Source organism: Streptomyces sp. NPDC048442 (assembly GCF_040651475.1).
GTDB lineage: Bacteria > Actinomycetota > Actinomycetes > Streptomycetales > Streptomycetaceae > Streptomyces.
In genome coordinates this window covers 513,091-528,798 of record NZ_JBEZKB010000001.1, presented here as the reverse complement: position 1 = coordinate 528,798, position 15,708 = coordinate 513,091, and the positions used below count along the sequence as shown (strand labels likewise).

The window sequence follows — 15,708 nt, the reverse complement described above, 5'->3', positions numbered from 1 at the left end:
CGGGGTGGGTGGGCGTAGAGGGTTAGGCGACGTCGGCGCCCTTGATGAGGACGGCCCGGTTGGCGTCGAGGGTCTTGGTGCCGTAGAGGCAGTCGACCGAGACGACCATCTGCTTCTTGTCCATGTCGTAGTCGTAGACCACGCGCAGACCGAAGCCTTTGTAGTTCGCGATGCTCGCGTCCCTCGCGCCCATCGGCAGCTCCAGCGGCCGGAACGCCAGCGCGAACGCCGACTTGTGGAACGCCAGGCCCTCCTCCGTAGTGGAGTTGCCGGACGTCTGCGCGGGCTTGGCGATGTTCTGCGTCATGTACGGGTCGAACCCGAACACCCGGCGTCCCAGGCTGGCCTCGGTGAGGCCCTCCGTGCTGCCGCGCTTGTCCGCCTCGTGGAACAGCGGGTCACCCAGCCACTTCGCGGCGATGTTCGGGCCGACGGCCGCACGCCGTTCGGAGGCGGGCACCTTGCGCTGGTCGAGGACACGTCCCGCGTCGATGAGCACACGCGGGTTGTCCCACGCCCACTCGTTGTCTCCGGCGACGACACCGACCTCCTGCACGACGTCCGTGCGCAGCGCGAGAAGGTCGCGGTCGATCTTCTGGGAGATCGCTTCCATCGCGGGGGTGAGGAGCTGCTCGTCGAAGTCGGTGATCTTCAGCGTCATGTCCTCGGACGTGACCGCGAAGCTCACGTCGGCGAAGTGGTTCAGCGTCATGTTGATGCTGGACTCCGTCGCGTCCTGCACCGTGATGCCGGCGGCCCGGTTGTACTCATTGGCCACGAAAGTCGTGGGCTTGCGGATGGTGATTGCGTCGCCCGACTTGCGGGCGAACTCCGCCTCGTAGTCGCGGTGTACGAGCGACGCCATAACGGTCGTCTCGTACAGGTTCGCAAGCGCCTGCTGTGCGATGACCTGCGCGGTCAGGAACGTGTTGGCCATGGGGGTGGTACCTCCTATCCGGTACGGCGCTTCCGCCGCTCTTCCCGGATCTCGTCAATGGATTTGGGACCCGTACGGTCCGGCTCACCAGTCCCGCCGGTGAACTCGCCGGACGCTGAAGCGGCGGACGCCTGGCCCGCGGCCTTGAGCTTGGGGTTGTCGGCGACGGCCGCCTTGATGGCCTCGCTGACTTTCTTCGTGAACCCCTCGTCGGAGGGGTCGAGCTTGCCGAGCTTCGCCATAAACGCGCGGCTGTCGGTGAGGCTGCCGGGGTCGGCGCCGTGCTTGGACGCCCCCTTAAACACGGCCAGTTCGGTCGCCGTCTCGCGATGTGCCGCAGTGGCGCGCTCGATCTCCGCAGTGAGCTTCGCGGGGTCCGGCGGGGTGGCGTTCTTGTCGTCGTCCTGGACCAGGCCCAGCGCCTTGCCCAGCTCCTGGACGAGGGCCGACTTGGCCTCCTCCGCCGCTTGCTTCTTGGCGTCCGTACGGGCCTTGCCCGCGTCCTTCCGGGCGTCCTCCAGCTCCTTCGTGAGCCGGGCGACCTGCGCGGCCGGATCGTCGCCGCCCTTGCCGCCCTTCGGCGGGCTGGGCTTCCGAGCACCCTTAGCCAGCGCGTCGTCCTCCGGAGCGTCGGTGGAGGCGTCGTTGTCGGTGTCGGCCTCCTCCTCGCTGCCGGTTTCCTCGCCGTTACCGTCGCCGTTGGAGTCGGATTCGTCGCCGTCCCCTCCGTCGGCGTACAGGTACGGGTCGAAAGGGCCGGTCGAGTAGGGGTGAGCCCACGTCGTACGGACACCTCGGGTAAGGGTGCGCTTGTGCATCGTGCCCTCCTGGGGCGCGTCGGGGGCCGACTCCTGGCCGGCCTCGGAGTGGGGCTGGCCCCGCGCCTGGCGGGACTGTGCGTGATCCGTCCGCAGTCGGCGGACGGAAGTTTGAGAACGGGCTGTGCGACGGTTCGCGCGCCAGTAGCGTCCGAAGGATGAACGAGACAGAACGCGCTCCGGGCGCATGCCGCAGGTGTCAGGGACCACTGGTCCGAAACGTGCTGCGGAAGTCAGCGTGGGGCGGGCAGGAGATTGTCAAGCGATCAGAGCCGTACTGCCCCTCATGCACGCACCAGGAGTTGGCGGCGTGGGACAAGAAAGTCGACGACCAGAAGCAGCCGTAGTCAGCGTGCGGAGCCGATCTGTTCGCGGGTCGGCTTCCGCCGCAGGTCATCGTGCGCGGCAACGTGCTCGCGCTGCGCGGCCTGCCACTTGCGGACATAGGAACCAGCCTGGCGGCGGGCGCCCTCATCCATCGCTGCGGCCTGCCGGCGCTTCCAGGCCCGGATGTGCCGCTCGATCTCCCGCTGGCGCTGCGTGTCCTCGTACGTGGTGCCCGGCGTCGCATGGTGCGGGGGGCGGGTCGTCACGCCCGGCAGGTAGATCGACAGGGAGTGCCGGCAGTTGGGATGAAAGAGGCCCTTGGCGCGGGCTTCGACGAGGGATCCGGCGACGTGCACCGCGACCGTCCGCACAGGTGCGAGAAAGCGCGTCGGCTGGACTGCGTGCTCGACCCGCACTGTGTGTGCCCCGCCCTCCCCGGCCAGGGTGAGGACCTCGCCCTCCCACAGTGCGCACAACGGGCATTCCAGTGGAGCATCTGACACGATCACGAACCCTTGGCCGATCTCGGCGAGGACGTCGACGTGCCCCTCGATGACCGCGCGCGCCGTCACGCTGCGCACCGCCATCTCCGCGTACGACGCCATGTCCCACGACCGGCCGGCCGAGTCGATGAAGCCCGTCACCCCGCGCTCGGCGAACTGATTGAGAGCGCGCTGGGACGCTTGCCTTCGGGTAAGGCCGCCGAGCAGGACGTTGGCAGACGCACGGCCGGTGATGCGCCGGTAGACGTCGACCACCGCGCGGGTGATGCGCTGGTAGAGCGGCCGGGTGTCCTCGGCCAGTGATGCCGCCAGCCGGTCCACTGCGGGGGCGCTCGGCAGGATACGGCGGGCCTGGAGTTCCCGGCCGATGTCGAGGGCTCCCAGTTCGGCGACGGCGGCTTGCCGTCCGCGGTCGTACGCGGTGACCAGGGCTCTGCGGGCCGCCCCGTTGGTGTCCTGCTGGAGGGCGTCGGCGATCTCCTCGACGGCCTGTCGCAGGTCGCCGATGGAAGCTGCCTTCAGCTCGGCCCATAGCGGCGACTCGATGTCGGCGGCGAGTGCTGCGGCGAGCCGCTCCAGCAGTGCGGTCTGCGCGTCGTCGTACAGGGCGCGCACCTCGCGAGCGAGATCCTCCGCCATTGCTGGGGAGACAGGCATCAGGCCAGCGCCCCCATCTGCATCGGGTCGGGCACCCGCTTCCCGGTCTCATCGAGGATGCGGTCGACCTCGGCGGTGACCCGGGCGTCGTCCCAGTCCGGGTGGATCGTCTCCACCATGACCTGGGTACTCATCGCGCCCGCGCGGGCGAACACGTCGACGGTGTTGGCGATGGTGAGCTGGTCCTCGACGATGCTGTCGCCGAACTCGACGAACGGCCGCTGCGGGATGACCTTGCTGCCGAACACCTCCCGGTCCAGGACGAGGAGCGGTTCGAGGACATCGCCGAGCCCCGGCCGCCACCGCAGCACCTTCTTCCCGGTGGTCGTCAGCGATCGGCGTTCCTTCGCCTGCACCTCCGTCGCGGTGACGGCGATGTCCCCGCCCCGGCCGAAGGTCTGCGGGGAGTACCCAGTGGACCGGATGATCGTGTCTACCCAGTGGTAGGCGGACGCCTCGTGCTCCTGCACCCGGATTGCGAACTGAACGATCGTGAGCTGCTGGCCGTCGCCGCGGGTCAGCATGTCCAGCCCGGCGTACATCTCCCGGTCCGGATTGAAGCTGCCGCCGCGGCCGGCCCCGGCGGACTGAAGCATCGAGTTCGGGACGACGAGGCGGCCCTTGGCGAGGCGGATGTCCCGCATCCACGACGAGTAGATCTCGTCGAGGGTGTCGAGCATCGACTCCACACCGTCGAGGTCGGAGCGGCCGAGGTCGGCCAGGGCCGGGATGCCCCGCCACTTTCGGGAGGGCTGATTCTGGATGTAGGCGACGTCGAGCCGGTCGTATCCGGTCGCCGTCGCACCGTCCGCGTCGACCCGCAAGGCAAGGTTCTCGGTGGCCGGGTGGTCCTGGAGCGGCACCACGCGGCCGAGCTTGTCGGGGGTGCCCTGGTACAGCCCGTGGTAGATCACTCCGGGCTCATGGCGTTCCAGGTGCCGCCACACAATGCCGCTGTCCGCGGCGACGGTGCGCCAGAACGTCACGGCAGACAGGACACCCCAGCGGAACTCGGGGACGGCCCGGTCAGCGTGAACCGCGTCGATCCACGGCCGATCCCGGAGAGTGGTGTCGTACACCGGGCGCAGGTACACCCCGCCGAGCGCGGACGCGACCTCGGCCGCGGTCTGGAGGGACGCGTGCATCCCGTCATCCACGATCGTGTCCAGGCGGGCCTGCGTCGCGTCGTCCTCGGCCCGGAACTGCGGCGCCTCGGAGAACAGCAGATCGGCACTGCCACCGCAGATGTCCCCGGCAAGCGGCACGTGGAGCTTCGTGCGCTGCTCGCCCTCGGCCGGCGGGCGTCCCCACCACCAGCGCGAGATGCGCCCCGCGAAGCCGTCGGAGTACTGCACTGGCTTGGCCTGGGGCCCCGTGGCTCCGCCGCCGTACAGGGAGGTGAGCCGGTCGGGGTCGCCGCCGTACCAGGTGTCCCAGGTCGTCATCGCGTCGAGCGCGGGCTTGAGGTGCCGGGGCGGCCAGGCGATGTTCCGGTCAGGCAGGGGCATCGTCGGGTACCTCCTCGTCCTCGTCGTCCGGGGGGTTCTCGATCTCGTCGGCGGCCTCGCGCAGCCACTGCGCGAGGACCGGGCGCAGGTCTTCCACCTGCCCGTCCACGACCTCAAGATCCAGGTCGTCGTACGCGATCTGCTCACCTCGGAGGAGCAGCGTCACGGGCGTGGTCGTGACCAGCGGACCGATACGGAGGACCATCAGACGCGCTCCTTCTCCAGCAGCAATGACGCCATCGCGAGCCAGGAACAGGCCACTGCGTCGTACCGCTCCATCAGCGCCGGGTTCGGGTTGAGTTCGGCGAGTTCTAGGAGGCGGGCCGCGTTATCCAGTGCCTGATCAGCAGTGAGCGTCACGCCGCTACCTCCAGTCGGGTTGGGAGATACGGGCGCCACAACGCTTCTGTCGTACGGATGCCGTACCGCAAGGCGTCGCAGGAGTGGTCGTTGGCCTTGATCGGCTTGTCCTCCCCGCGTTCGGCCGCCGCGTCGTCCCACGAGTAGCCGGGCAGCTCGTCGATGAGGCCGCCCGCGGACTCGTGAACGAGGAGATCGCCGGTGGAGAACAGTGAGGAGACGGTGCGGATCCCGTCCAGCACCGTGTTGTCGGCCGGGGTCACCCCGGTCACGCCGTCGCGGTGCAGCTGCTCGATGTACGAGGACGCCGACGGGTCGACGACCGTCCACTCCGGGGCCACGCCGACCACGTTGGTCTCCGGCTGCGGCACCCGGGCCAGCCATCCGCGGCGGGCCTTCGAGTACTCGGCGTCGGTCATCATCCGGCGGTGGGCCTTGGAGTCGTATCGGTACTCGTTGACCACGTACAGGCGGCGGTCGGAGCCGAGGCCGATCAGCACGTCGGAGTACGGGTTGACGGTGCCGTAGTCCACCGCGTCGCACAGCCAGCGGTCGATGCGTGGGAGCGCCGACACGACGTGCTTGTGGGTGTCGAACGCGTCGTAGATCGCGCCCTCGGACTGCACCCACTGCCCGAGGATGAACCGGCGGTACCACAGGCCCACGTATTCGGCCTTGAGCGAGGTCACGTAGGCAGGGTCGAGGGCTGGGTTGTCGTCGAGGGTGAACTGCCAGGCGCGGAGGTCGAGGTCGGCGGTCCGGTTGAGGAAGTCCTTGCGCAGCCAGTGGCCGGGGTTGTCGGGGTTGGTGGTGGCCAACAGCCGGGCACCCCGTACGGAAAGGCGGCCGAGAAGCTGGTTCCAGAACCCCTTGGGGATGAGAGTGGCCTCGTCGACGTAGGCGAGGTAGGCGGTCATGCCGCGCAAGCGGCCTTCGGCCCGGGAGTCGGCGGCGCCGATGAGGTGGATCGTCCGGCCAAGGATCGTTGCGGTGGTGGCGCCGCGGGTGTGGTGGACCATGCGTGCCACGGGGCCGAACAGCCCCTCGTCCATCAGGGGTTCCAGGACGTTCCGCTCGATGGTCTGAAGGGACCGGCCGACGATGACGATCAGCCCGGACGAGGGTGCTGCCGCAACTCCAATGAGGAACGCAATCAGCGAAGCGATCGTCTTCCCGGAGCGGATCGCGCCGTGCCAGATGTTGATGCGGGCAGTGGCCTCGGCGATGCTGCGAATCTGCTTCGGCGACAGGGGCAGGGAGTCGAGCATCAGCCCTCCCCGGTGGTGTCCTCCTGGTGGCCGGCCACGGCCTGGATGCCGTCAGCGAGGGAGAGCAGCATGGACCGTACGGAATCCGTCTCGGGGCTGCCGTCGATTGCCTCCAGCCGGGCCGCCGCGGTGGTCGCTGTGCTGATGCCGGTGATCAGTGCTTTGCGGTCCTGCGCGGGGAGGCGTTCGGCGTCGTACCGCACGGGGGCGCCCATGGACACTTCGACGAGGGGGTACGGGTTGACACTGGTGAGGTAGTCGAGGTCGTCCTCGGCGACGTCGTAGAGGCGGGCGACGATCGCGGCGCGGCGGGCGCGGGAGTCGATGACGCGGGCCTGTGTAGCGACGGCCGTTGCTGCGCGGTCGAAGGTGAGGCCGAGGTCGGCGGCGAGGTCAGAGATGGTGTGTCCGCTGCGCCCCGTGCGGCGGGCGATCTCGTTGCGGCCGTGGCCCTCCGCGTGGAGGACGCGAACAGCTTCGCGGTCGGCGTCGTCCACGGGCCGGTCGTTCTTCTTCAGGCCCACGGGGGTCACCTCCTGGACATGCGAAAGCCCGGCCGCGCATGTGCGGCCGGGCCGGTCGGGTTGGGGGGTGTTAGCGGCGCCGGAAGAGGCAGATGAGCGCGGTGCGGTCGCCGGAGAGTGCCTTGCCTTCGCTGGAGGCCATGTTGCTGAGGGTCCAGCCCTGCCGTTCGATGGCTTCGATCTGCTCACCGACGCCGGACATGAGGCCGGTGCTGCGGTGGGTGGTGTTCGCCTCGATGATCTTGAAGGTGAGGATGTACCGGCCGGCCTGGTAGGCGTCCGCGGCGACTTTCTCGGCGCTGTCGGCCTTGGCCTGGTTGATGAACCCCATGGGTGACCCCTGTGTTGTGGTGACGGTGGGGTCAGCGTGGCAGCAAGGTGTGCGGTGGGGGCGGGTGTTGCTGTCCTGTGACATGCGTCAACCCCGCACGCGGGTGGGGCTGGAAGTTCAAGGACCACCGCCGTTCCGGATTCGAACCGGTGCTGGCCAGCGTGGACGACAGCCTTCGTCTGCCGACGGCGTCCCCGTCTGAGAGATCCGGGATGCAAGTCAGCCCCGCGCGGTGGCGGGGCTGTTGTTTCCGGGCACGCCGGATCTGCGGCCTAGTGTGCGGCATGATCGGCGGTTGTGCAACTACGGGCGTAGTCCTCCGCCCGAGCCGGGATTTTCGTGGGTGCGTCGCCCCGTGAGGTGATAGCCAGTGACTCGCCGTTGCCCGGCCAAAGTCCGGTCCGTCGCGTGAAAGTAGCTGGCGGGGATGAAGTACGTGCGGCCGAGATGGTCGGCATCGAGCACCTTGACCGGTCGGGCATCTGCATCCGCGATGATCACGGAGGCGGGGTAGTGGGAGGTAGCGTTGCCGCTGATCGTCGTGTAGACCTGGCCCGCCTCAATAAAATGAATGCTTCGGCTCCTCGCCATTATCGCGGTTCCTCTGGTGGTGGACGGTGGACGGAGTGGGCGGAGGGCCCCGCCGCGTCGGGGGTGTGCCGCGGCGGGGCCTGGTCTCAGAGTGTCAGCTCCCGGCGAGCGGCACGGTCTGGTTCGCTGCGTAGAGCTCGGCGATCTCGGTGCCGTCGGTGGTGCGGGTGGCGAAGCGCTCCCGAACCTCGGCGACGATCTGGTGGCAGCGCTCGGCGTCCCCGGCCTGGCGGGCTGCGATGTAATCCGTCACGGACTGGTGCTTGGCCATGGTCACTTCCCCTTCGTCTTCTGCTGTTCGGCGGGCCGGGTCCAACCGCCGGTGCTGCTGCCGTACCTGCGGGAGTGCTGCGGCTCGCTCTCGGCGCGCTTGGGGTCTCGGGTGGGCATGTCCTTGGGCAGTGCCATGCTGGTGTTCCTGTCTCGTGTGTGCGGGATGGGTGGCCCGGGGCGGTCGGGATGCCTGGCAGCTGTCGGCCGCTCCGGGGGTATGTGGTGGGTCAGCGCTCTTCGCCGTCGGCGAGCCCCTCCCACGGTTCTCCGTCGTCGTACTCGGCGGCCTCGGCCGCTGCCTCCTTGGCGGCGAACCGCTCCTCGTCGGCAGCATCGAGCGCGGCCTCTCCGGCCTCTTCGTACTCGCGCATCTCGTCGCCGCTCATGACATCGGCGTTGGTCATCTCGTCGTACTCGCCCACGGGGTGCTCCTCGGTCGCGGGGCCGGACTGTCCGGCTCCCCTCACCGCCCGATCGGGTCGGGCAGATCGGGCAGCCGTCAGGCGTGCCTCGGGGTCCAGGTACCAGCGTCGAACTCGGCCAGTTCGTCGAGGTACTCGTCGGCGCCCTGCCTCATGCGCTCACCGGTGCTGTGCGAGCCAGCAGCCTGCAAGTCGCGTTGGGCGCGGCGCGCGGCGGCGATGTCGGCCTCGATCTCCTGCCGTACCTCGGCGGGGTCCTGATCGGTGCGGAAGTGGCGACTAGCAGCCATTACGGCGTCCTCTCGGTGGGGTAGATCACGTGGGTGCGGTGCAGGTTGGTGGGGTCCTCCTCGAACCTCCACCGTGTAGGCGCAGGGCCTGTAGGTGTAGGTGTAGGAGCCCCTGTAGGTGATACCTGACCTGCGGTTCCTACACCTCCTACGCCGCTCTCAGAAGCGGGCGGAGAGGGGTCGGGAAGGGCTTCTCTGCGGACCCCGGTGGAGGGGCTGCGGCCGGGCATCCGTACCCCGTCGACGACGGGTACGGACGCGGTCTTGCACGCGGAGCGGACGAAGGCGGTCGTCCACTCTGCCCCAGTGGCCTTGGTGAGGTGCTCGGCGAGGACGGTGAGGTGGGCACCGCGGGCGTCGCCGATAGCGGTCCGGAGGTGCTCGACGAACTCGGCGGTGGAGAGCCCCTCGTCAATCTCGTTCGCTGGGGTGTCGGCGGCGTCCTGCTTCGGATCGGCTTTGCTGCGGGCCCGGTTGTGGGTGCGGTACGCGGCGATGCACCAGCCGATGGTGATCGGCCAGAGCAGCAAGGCGAGGCGGTCGGAGTGTGCGGCGAGGGTGCCGAGGAGGCCGCCGCCGATCTTGCGGGCGACGAGGGCGAGGACGAGGAGGATCGCGGCGCGCAGGCACCACTCCCACCCACTCGCCGCGCCGAGCCAGCCACGGATCCCAGCGGCCCACCGGCGGCCGGCCCCTGCGCCTCGGCGACCGAGGGTCCAGCAGAGGTATCCGGAGCCGCGGCCGATGCGGCGGCAGGCGGCGCGGAGCCATTGGGCGGTCGTCATACGAGCTTCCCGAGGTCCAAGGTGATGATCGAGGAGAGGGCCCACTCGCCGAGGCTGTTCGCTCCGGGGATAACCAGGTCGCCAATGACCGCGAAGAGGCCGGTGCCGAGGGCGAGGAGTACGCCGACGAACACGCCCTTCTTGAAGCGCGACTTGTTGGGCTTGGGGAACTTCTTGCGCATGCACCAGAGCACGATGACGGCGACAGTGACGACGACCGCTCCGTAGCCGTCGATCCGGGGTGCGGCGGCTGTCGCGATGGAGGGGGCGGTCGTGCCGGTCGTCCAGTTCTGGATGAGTCCTCCGAGCCCGTTGCCGCCCCAGCGGAGGAACCCGGCGAGGTAGCCGAGAATGCCCGCGGGGCAGCCCACCATCAGGGTCCCGGAGGTGATCCCGGACCAGAAGGGCAGCAACTCTTTGGGGTCCTTGGCCTTGCTACCGGGAGCGCCCCCGGCTGCTGCTGCGCCTCCGCCGCCGCGCCACCAGGTGAGGTGTTCGGCGGCGAACAGGCCCATTCCGAGGACGAGTCCGGCGGTGGTCACGGTGGCGCTGGTCATGTCGCCGATCCCAACGGCGAGGGTGACGTTCACGGGCGTACTCCCGTCAGGACGTAGACGACGGTGAGGAACGGGAGGGCGATGCAGGTGGCGATGAGCGCGGACCACAGGAGGGTGCGCGCCCCAGCCGCTCGTGCCTTCGGGATCCACAGTTCCTTGGCGGCCCCGGCGGCGGCGACGCGGTAGACCTGGTCGGCGAACACGAGGGTCGCGAGCGGGATGAGGGCGATCACCCACGCCCCGGCGAGTCCGGCTTCGTCGCGGGCCAGGCTGAGGACGTCGGCCCACCAGGTGGTAGCCGGCGAACCGGCCACGATGCAGGCCGCGTTGTAGAAGGGCCTGCACCGCACCCACCAGGAGGGGCCGGGCTCCGGCTCGTCGGGGATGGCGGGCAGGTTGGTGAAGACGTAGTGGGTGTGAAAGTGGACGTCTCCAGGGGGCGGCACCGCGGGAGGTGCTGCGGGCGGCGGGACCGGCGCGGGGAAGGGTCGCTGCCAGGTGGCCGGCGGGGCCGGGGGCCGCGGGGGAGGCGGCGTCGGCGGCGGTGAGGCTGGCCTCGGCGGGACCCGCCCCGGGAGTGGTTGGCCTGCGGGAATGATCCGCGTGGGCACGATCGGGTGCTCGGTCACCACTGGCCCCCGTAGATCAGGGCGATCAGCAGGGCGAGGAGGGCGGCACCAAGGGCAGCCTCACGCCGCTTCGGCGAGCGGGCGCAGAGGGCGATGGTCGCGGCGAGCACGCCGACTGCGAGTACGAGGTAGATCACGTGTGGCTCCAGAGAAGAACGCTGATGATCGTGCCGAGGGTGAACCCAGCCACGGCCGCCATGCCGTGAAGCGCGTACCGGAGGCGGCCTTGGGGATGTGTGGCGACGACGCCGAGCGCGGCAAGGATCGCGAGCGCGGGGAATGCGACCAGGGCGATGAGGGCCATCAGGCACCGACCTTCAGCGCGCGGACGTAGCGGGCGACGGTGTCCGGGGAGACGGGGCGGCCGAGGGCCTTGCTGACGCATCGGCGGATCGCGTCCTCCTCGTGGATCCCTGAGTCCCATGCGGTCCGGACTGCGTCCTTGGTGGTCACGGCCCCGGAGTGCAGGGGCAGGACGTCGGCGTCCGGATCGTCCGCGGACTGTCCGGACTGATCCGGATCGGCGCCCGGACTGATCTGGAGGGCGGCCAGCTCGGCATCCACCTGGTTGCGCGCGCGGGCGAGCTGGCGGCGCACAGGGATGAGCGCGAGTTCCCCGCCCGCCTCGGCCTGTTCCATCTCGACCCACTTCTGTGTGCGGGGGTCGAGGTGCTTGGCGTGGTGGCGCATGACCACGGTCCAGCCGAGCTTGGCGACGCCGGAGACTGCGGCGCCCACGATGCCGATGATGGGCTGTCCGACGATCCAGCCGTGCGCGGCGACGGCGGCCATGGCGACGGCGAGCGCGAAGTGCCCGGCCCGGCGGGGGAAGCGGGCGCGCTGAGGGTCGTAGCGGGCGAGCCACTCCAGCGCCATGCACATGATCCACAGCAGGTCGAAGACGACGGCTGCGGAGTATGCGGCGACCGCGATCACGACGAGGGTGAGGAGGTCGCCGATGCTGGCGGTGGACCAGACGACGGACGCGGTGACGAGGAGTGCGGCTCCGGCGGTGACGGCGTGGAGAACGATGTGGTCCCAGTCACGGGGCGGTGCGGGGATGGCGACGTTGTAGTCCTCGTCGATGATGTGCGTCTTGCCGTTGACCGTGTGGGCGATCTGGCGTGTGTGGGTGGTGGTGCGGGTCTTCACGGAGCAGCTCCGGGCGAAGGAAGGGGCCGGGCCACGGCGGGGGTGTGGCCCGGCCGGGTGGGTCAGCGAGTCACGTGGACGGTGATGATCACGGCGAGGAGCACGAGCGGCGCGATGATCCCGACGACCAGGTAGAAGGCGCGCATCAGCGGCCTCCCCTGCGGGCGTGTGCGTCCTTCTTCGCGGACGTGGCCCGGTCCGTGGCGCCGGCCTGGTAGTCGCGCTTGCACGCGGCCGGGGTCGCGGGAGCGTCAGCGACGGGGTTCGGCCGAGGCCGGCGGTCCGGCTGCTGCTCGCTCATCGCCGGGCCTCCGCCGTCCTGCGCAGCGCCTTCGCGTAGGTGCTGCGGGTCGTGGTTGAGGTGGTGCGCGGCAGGACGTCCAGGAGAGTGGTCTGTTCGTCGGCCGTGTCGGCGAGGTGGGCTGCCAGCGTGAGCCGGTCCCCCTCGCCGAAGGGACGGTCCGGGTAGAACGCGCTGAGGTCGTGGGCGCCGGTACGGAGCGCGGCCCGGATGCGGGGGTGGGTGCTCATCGGGTCACCTCGGCGTCCGGCAGCGCGTAGGCGGCCCGGTCGAGGACGAGGGCGTACTCCCCGCGGGTGGTGGGTTCCCAGATGCGCGGGGCCACGTTGAGGATCTCGGCGACGCCGGTCGTCGCGGCGGCGCTGGCCGCGTTCGCGAGGGCGAGGCGTCCGCCGTCGTCGAGCGGGTCGGCCGGGTGCTCGCGGCACATGGTGGCCATGGTGGCGAGCGCGGCCCGGACGCGGGCCGTGGTGCTGGACAGCGTGGCGTGGGCGCGGCGGAGACCTTCATCGGGCTGGGTGATGTCGAGACGGTCAGCCACGGCTGACCTCCCGTCGGGCACGACGCTGGGCCGGAGCGAGCATCTGGTAGTAGGCCCGGCATGCCCGGCAATGCCGCTTGCCGTTCTTGTCGACCCGCGTGTTGGCCACGTCGTACAGGTGGCCGCGCGGGCACTTGGTCTTGACCGCGTTTACCGCCGAAGCGGCCCTCCCGCGCAGGATGTTGATCCGGCCAGTGACCGGCTCCAGGTGGTAGGGGTTGATGCAGCGGCGGTGCAGACACGTCCGGCCGCCGGGGCACGTGGTGTCCCGGGTGTGGCACAGGTGGTCTAGGTGGAGCCCCTGAGGGATCGGGCCGACCACCAATGTGTAGGCCACCCGGTGTGTTGCGCATTCCGCGCCGTCGACCTTCAGACGGCCGTACCTGTCCGCGTTGGTTGCTCCCGTCCAGATGATGCATCCGGACTTGGCGGCCACGGCATTGCCGAAGAGCCGACAGGTCAGGCATACGCCGCGCGTGCGGCGCTTCGGTTCGAAGGTGCTTCCGCACCTCTCGCATGTCTGTGGGGGATGGGTAGTCTCACCCATGGCCTGCTCCTTCTCTTCAAGGTTGAGCGGGCTGGCCCCGGTCGGGCTCTCACACACCGACCGGGGCCGTTCTTGTTGCACGAGACCGAGAGGCGGCCTCGCAGAACCACGCTAAACCCTAGGGTTGATGACCGCAACCCTAGGGTTTAATCTGGGGCTATAGGTCGCGCTCTCGCGCCAGAAGGGAGAGCGGGAGTGGCTGACCAACCCGAGGAGGTGAGGCGGCTCGTGGAAGCCATCGACGCATTCGAGGCCATCAAGGACGACACCGCGTGCGCCGTCGCCGTGTCGAAGGCGCTGGAGCAGTGGCCGACTTACCACGCTCGTCTGCGTGAACTCAGGCAGAAGCGCGTACAGGCGCTGAAGGCAGAGGGGCAAACTTGGTCGCAGATCGCCGACACCCTCGGAGTCACGGCTGCTCGCGCTCAGCAGATCGGGGCGGGGCTGCGTGGCACGAAGAGGCCGAAGAAGGACGTGGGCGAGTAGCCGGCGGGCGCCATCGACTGATCGGAGAACTGCGGTGACGTCAATCCGCGAGCACGAAGGCGAAATCCGGATCTGCACTTCGTGTGGGCAGCCCTCGTTCCGGGGTACTGGCGAGGCCGGATTCGATTGGGAGCACTTCCAGGAGCAGTGGGGCGGGATCTTCTGCCCGTACTTCCCGTGCGCTGGCGAGTCATTGCCGATGTCCTGGGACGAGGCTTCGCTCGATGATCTGAAGGCCGAGTATCCGGACACCTACCCGTACGAGCCACCGGCGAGGCAGTGATCTGACCTCGATGCATCTTGAGAGAAGGAAGCAGACGAGTCGAAAGGAGCCCCCGCCGAATCGTGGCGGGGGGCTTCGTGCTGCCCGGATGCGTCCGGGATGATCGCGTCTACTCCTGTGTTGCTCGGGCCTCCTGCATTGCCCGGCCGAGCGCGGCGGTGAACGTGTAAGAGCCGTGTTTGGCGATCAGCGGCGCCCGTAGTTCGTGAGCGCGTGCGGCGGCACCCTGCGCGGCGGACCAGCGGTCAGCCGAGGTGTCGGCGCCGCTGTCCGTCCACGCACGTACCGCGGCGAGGGTGTCCTCCACCTCTAGCTGTGCAGCCACCATCTCATCCGGGACCATCACGTCATCGCTCATGGAACTGAGCCTACGGGGCCTCCGTATACGAGTGCTCCGTCCAGCAGAGCAGCGCGTGCTGCTGGCGGGCGTACGTGTAGGGATCGTCGACGCTCGCACCGTCAGCTGTGACCAGCGCCTCGGACATCATCTGAAAGTGCGCCCGGCTTGCTGCCGCCTCCGCAGCCACTGCCGCCGGTGGGTGTGATGGCAGCGGGACCTCGGCAAGCCGGTCCGCCAAGTAGATGCCCATGATGTGGCTGTGCCGGCACTCTTCGGGGGTCAGTAGCCCGGCACGGGCGCGGGCTTCAGTGCGTTCGTGCTCGGCGAGCAGCGCGAGGAGGTCCAACAGCCTGTCGGTGCCGGTTGTCGCCATCCGGGCAGCGTGGCACGAGCGCGTAGCTGACGTCGAGAGCGCACGGGCGCGCCACTGCGGATGCGCCCTTCCCCGTCCGGGGTGACGGTGGAGGCATGGACGGAGCGCCGATAGTCGTGCACCCACCCCGCGGCGAGGGCGGCCGGCGGGTCACCGCGGGCGAGACGATCTTGGGCATTGCCTACTCAGACGGGGACCTGGTCGAGCTGCTGCGGCTGGCCGGGGTGGAGGGCGCGGAGGACGTGGTGGCCGCCGAGTCGCCGTGGATTGAGTGGAGGGGCGCGGCACCTCACGATTACGGGTGGGGTGTGGGCGAGCGGGGGTACCGGCCGCCGCCGACGTAAAAGGTCCCGCGGTGCCCCATGCGCTCAGTGGATCTTGAGTGAGCACGCAATCAGCCCATCGCACACGGTATTCAGTTCCTTGCTCAGGTCCACCAGGTCCTCGGCGGCAGCTGGACCGAATTCCGGCAATGGCTTCCAGCGCCGCGAGCGCATCGTTGTCCACTCCGCTTCATCCGGCCCCCAGGTGATGGTGCCGTGGATGTACTGGTCACGGCGCTTGAAAGCTGCGCGGCAGCGAGACAGCAGCGGTAGAAGTTCGGGTACTCGTCCCCCACCCACAAGCTGCTGCTGTTTCGTGATCTGTTCGCATAGGTCCAAGAGCTTGCCGACCGTCTCGCCAGCAGTTATGAGTCCGCTGTACCTGCTGTCAAGGAGTTGCGTCGAGATCACGCGGAGACGGAACTCGACGATCGCAGCGGTGGTCACCATGGTGCCGAGCGCCAACAGATAGTCCTGAGGGAGGGGCGGGACAGGAGATTCTTCGGCCATAGGCGGATGTTCGCACCTTGGGCCTTACGAGCGTTGGGCTTTTCCTCATGAGCCTTGAGTCGTTGGTACGAG

Annotated in this window: 28 protein-coding genes; 2 read left to right on the top strand and 26 right to left on the bottom strand. The window is 69.2% G+C overall.

All coding sequences use genetic code 11. The features are described 5' to 3' along the window. Positions 1 to 22 precede the first annotated feature (22 nt). From AB0D18_RS02500 to AB0D18_RS02390, 23 genes are all read right to left on the bottom strand, one after another. Positions 23 to 937 (bottom strand): P22 phage major capsid protein family protein, encoded by a 915-nt coding sequence (locus AB0D18_RS02500; RefSeq protein WP_362411430.1) that lies wholly within the window; start codon positions 935 to 937, stop codon positions 23 to 25. Positions 938 to 951: 14 nt separating this feature from the next. Then, on the bottom strand, positions 952 to 1,755 hold the full coding sequence (locus AB0D18_RS02495) for a hypothetical protein (RefSeq protein WP_362411427.1): 804 nt from the start codon (positions 1,753 to 1,755) through the stop codon (positions 952 to 954). Between the two features lie 347 nt (positions 1,756 to 2,102). Further along, positions 2,103 to 3,242, bottom strand: coding sequence for a phage minor capsid protein (locus tag AB0D18_RS02490; protein WP_362411424.1), 1,140 nt, complete (start codon positions 3,240 to 3,242; stop codon positions 2,103 to 2,105). Then, complete coding sequence (locus AB0D18_RS02485; RefSeq protein WP_362411421.1) at positions 3,242 to 4,750, bottom strand: capsid protein; 1,509 nt, start codon at positions 4,748 to 4,750, stop codon at positions 3,242 to 3,244. Before AB0D18_RS02485 ends, AB0D18_RS02490 begins: the two co-directional genes overlap by 1 nt. Next, positions 4,737 to 4,955 carry a hypothetical protein gene (locus AB0D18_RS02480; protein WP_362411418.1) on the bottom strand — a complete coding sequence of 73 codons (219 nt, stop codon included), beginning with the start codon at positions 4,953 to 4,955 and terminating at the stop codon, positions 4,737 to 4,739. Before AB0D18_RS02480 ends, AB0D18_RS02485 begins: the two co-directional genes overlap by 14 nt. Next, the gene (locus AB0D18_RS02475) at positions 4,955 to 5,110 is read right to left on the bottom strand and encodes a hypothetical protein (protein ID WP_362411415.1); all 156 of its coding nucleotides are present in this window, start codon (positions 5,108 to 5,110) and stop codon (positions 4,955 to 4,957) included. The genes AB0D18_RS02480 and AB0D18_RS02475 overlap by 1 nt, the downstream gene beginning before the upstream one ends. Then, positions 5,107 to 6,378, bottom strand: coding sequence for a PBSX family phage terminase large subunit (locus tag AB0D18_RS02470; protein WP_362411412.1), 1,272 nt, complete (start codon positions 6,376 to 6,378; stop codon positions 5,107 to 5,109). The genes AB0D18_RS02475 and AB0D18_RS02470 overlap by 4 nt, the downstream gene beginning before the upstream one ends. Next, the gene (locus AB0D18_RS02465) at positions 6,378 to 6,902 is read right to left on the bottom strand and encodes a helix-turn-helix domain-containing protein (RefSeq protein WP_362411409.1); all 525 of its coding nucleotides are present in this window, start codon (positions 6,900 to 6,902) and stop codon (positions 6,378 to 6,380) included. Before AB0D18_RS02465 ends, AB0D18_RS02470 begins: the two co-directional genes overlap by 1 nt. 70 nt (positions 6,903 to 6,972) lie before the next feature. Further along, entirely contained in the window at positions 6,973 to 7,233 is a 261-nt protein-coding gene (locus tag AB0D18_RS02460) for a hypothetical protein (RefSeq protein WP_362411406.1), read from the bottom strand. Positions 7,234 to 7,918: 685 nt separating this feature from the next. Beyond that, positions 7,919 to 8,095 carry a hypothetical protein gene (locus AB0D18_RS02455; RefSeq protein ID WP_362411403.1) on the bottom strand — a complete coding sequence of 59 codons (177 nt, stop codon included), beginning with the start codon at positions 8,093 to 8,095 and terminating at the stop codon, positions 7,919 to 7,921. A 2-nt stretch (positions 8,096 to 8,097) separates the two neighbouring features. Beyond that, complete coding sequence (locus AB0D18_RS02450; protein WP_362411401.1) at positions 8,098 to 8,232, bottom strand: hypothetical protein; 135 nt, start codon at positions 8,230 to 8,232, stop codon at positions 8,098 to 8,100. Positions 8,233 to 8,324: 92 nt separating this feature from the next. Next, positions 8,325 to 8,519, bottom strand: coding sequence for a hypothetical protein (locus AB0D18_RS02445; RefSeq protein WP_362411398.1), 195 nt, complete (start codon positions 8,517 to 8,519; stop codon positions 8,325 to 8,327). Positions 8,520 to 8,596: 77 nt separating this feature from the next. Continuing rightward, positions 8,597 to 8,809 (bottom strand): hypothetical protein, encoded by a 213-nt coding sequence (locus tag AB0D18_RS02440; protein WP_362411395.1) that lies wholly within the window; start codon positions 8,807 to 8,809, stop codon positions 8,597 to 8,599. Further along, positions 8,809 to 9,594 (bottom strand): hypothetical protein, encoded by a 786-nt coding sequence (locus tag AB0D18_RS02435; RefSeq protein WP_362411392.1) that lies wholly within the window; start codon positions 9,592 to 9,594, stop codon positions 8,809 to 8,811. The genes AB0D18_RS02440 and AB0D18_RS02435 overlap by 1 nt, the downstream gene beginning before the upstream one ends. Further along, positions 9,591 to 10,184, bottom strand: coding sequence for a hypothetical protein (locus tag AB0D18_RS02430; RefSeq protein WP_362411389.1), 594 nt, complete (start codon positions 10,182 to 10,184; stop codon positions 9,591 to 9,593). Before AB0D18_RS02430 ends, AB0D18_RS02435 begins: the two co-directional genes overlap by 4 nt. Beyond that, complete coding sequence (locus AB0D18_RS02425; protein WP_362411386.1) at positions 10,181 to 10,597, bottom strand: hypothetical protein; 417 nt, start codon at positions 10,595 to 10,597, stop codon at positions 10,181 to 10,183. The genes AB0D18_RS02430 and AB0D18_RS02425 overlap by 4 nt, the downstream gene beginning before the upstream one ends. A gap of 179 nt (positions 10,598 to 10,776) precedes the next feature. Next, a complete protein-coding gene (locus tag AB0D18_RS02420; RefSeq protein WP_362411383.1) occupies positions 10,777 to 10,917 on the bottom strand; it encodes a hypothetical protein in 141 nt (46 codons plus the stop codon). Next, entirely contained in the window at positions 10,914 to 11,084 is a 171-nt protein-coding gene (locus AB0D18_RS02415; protein WP_362411380.1) for a hypothetical protein, read from the bottom strand. Before AB0D18_RS02415 ends, AB0D18_RS02420 begins: the two co-directional genes overlap by 4 nt. After that, on the bottom strand, positions 11,084 to 11,932 hold the full coding sequence (locus AB0D18_RS02410) for a protein transporter Sec31 (protein WP_362411377.1): 849 nt from the start codon (positions 11,930 to 11,932) through the stop codon (positions 11,084 to 11,086). The genes AB0D18_RS02415 and AB0D18_RS02410 overlap by 1 nt, the downstream gene beginning before the upstream one ends. 145 nt (positions 11,933 to 12,077) lie before the next feature. Then, complete coding sequence (locus AB0D18_RS02405) at positions 12,078 to 12,233, bottom strand: hypothetical protein (RefSeq protein WP_362411374.1); 156 nt, start codon at positions 12,231 to 12,233, stop codon at positions 12,078 to 12,080. Further along, on the bottom strand, positions 12,230 to 12,463 hold the full coding sequence (locus AB0D18_RS02400) for a hypothetical protein (RefSeq protein ID WP_362411371.1): 234 nt from the start codon (positions 12,461 to 12,463) through the stop codon (positions 12,230 to 12,232). The genes AB0D18_RS02405 and AB0D18_RS02400 overlap by 4 nt, the downstream gene beginning before the upstream one ends. After that, positions 12,460 to 12,774, bottom strand: a complete 315-nt coding sequence (locus AB0D18_RS02395; RefSeq protein ID WP_362411368.1) for a hypothetical protein — start codon at positions 12,772 to 12,774, stop codon at positions 12,460 to 12,462. The genes AB0D18_RS02400 and AB0D18_RS02395 overlap by 4 nt, the downstream gene beginning before the upstream one ends. Then, entirely contained in the window at positions 12,767 to 13,321 is a 555-nt protein-coding gene (locus tag AB0D18_RS02390) for an HNH endonuclease (RefSeq protein ID WP_362411366.1), read from the bottom strand. The genes AB0D18_RS02395 and AB0D18_RS02390 overlap by 8 nt, the downstream gene beginning before the upstream one ends. A 195-nt stretch (positions 13,322 to 13,516) precedes the next feature. Between AB0D18_RS02390 and AB0D18_RS02385 the strand changes: the two genes are divergently transcribed. Next, positions 13,517 to 13,807, top strand: a complete 291-nt coding sequence (locus AB0D18_RS02385) for a hypothetical protein (RefSeq protein ID WP_362411364.1) — start codon at positions 13,517 to 13,519, stop codon at positions 13,805 to 13,807. Between the two features lie 392 nt (positions 13,808 to 14,199). On the opposite strand, the gene AB0D18_RS02380 is transcribed toward AB0D18_RS02385, so the two are convergent. Continuing rightward, on the bottom strand, positions 14,200 to 14,448 hold the full coding sequence (locus AB0D18_RS02380) for a hypothetical protein (RefSeq protein WP_362411361.1): 249 nt from the start codon (positions 14,446 to 14,448) through the stop codon (positions 14,200 to 14,202). Between the two features lie 10 nt (positions 14,449 to 14,458). Beyond that, the gene (locus AB0D18_RS02375) at positions 14,459 to 14,803 is read right to left on the bottom strand and encodes a hypothetical protein (RefSeq protein WP_362411358.1); all 345 of its coding nucleotides are present in this window, start codon (positions 14,801 to 14,803) and stop codon (positions 14,459 to 14,461) included. A gap of 95 nt (positions 14,804 to 14,898) precedes the next feature. Between AB0D18_RS02375 and AB0D18_RS02370 the strand changes: the two genes are divergently transcribed. Further along, entirely contained in the window at positions 14,899 to 15,147 is a 249-nt protein-coding gene (locus AB0D18_RS02370) for a hypothetical protein (protein WP_362411355.1), read from the top strand. Between the two features lie 24 nt (positions 15,148 to 15,171). Here the strand turns inward: AB0D18_RS02370 and AB0D18_RS02365 are convergent, their stop codons facing one another. Continuing rightward, the gene (locus AB0D18_RS02365) at positions 15,172 to 15,636 is read right to left on the bottom strand and encodes a hypothetical protein (RefSeq protein WP_362411352.1); all 465 of its coding nucleotides are present in this window, start codon (positions 15,634 to 15,636) and stop codon (positions 15,172 to 15,174) included. Positions 15,637 to 15,708 lie beyond the last annotated feature (72 nt).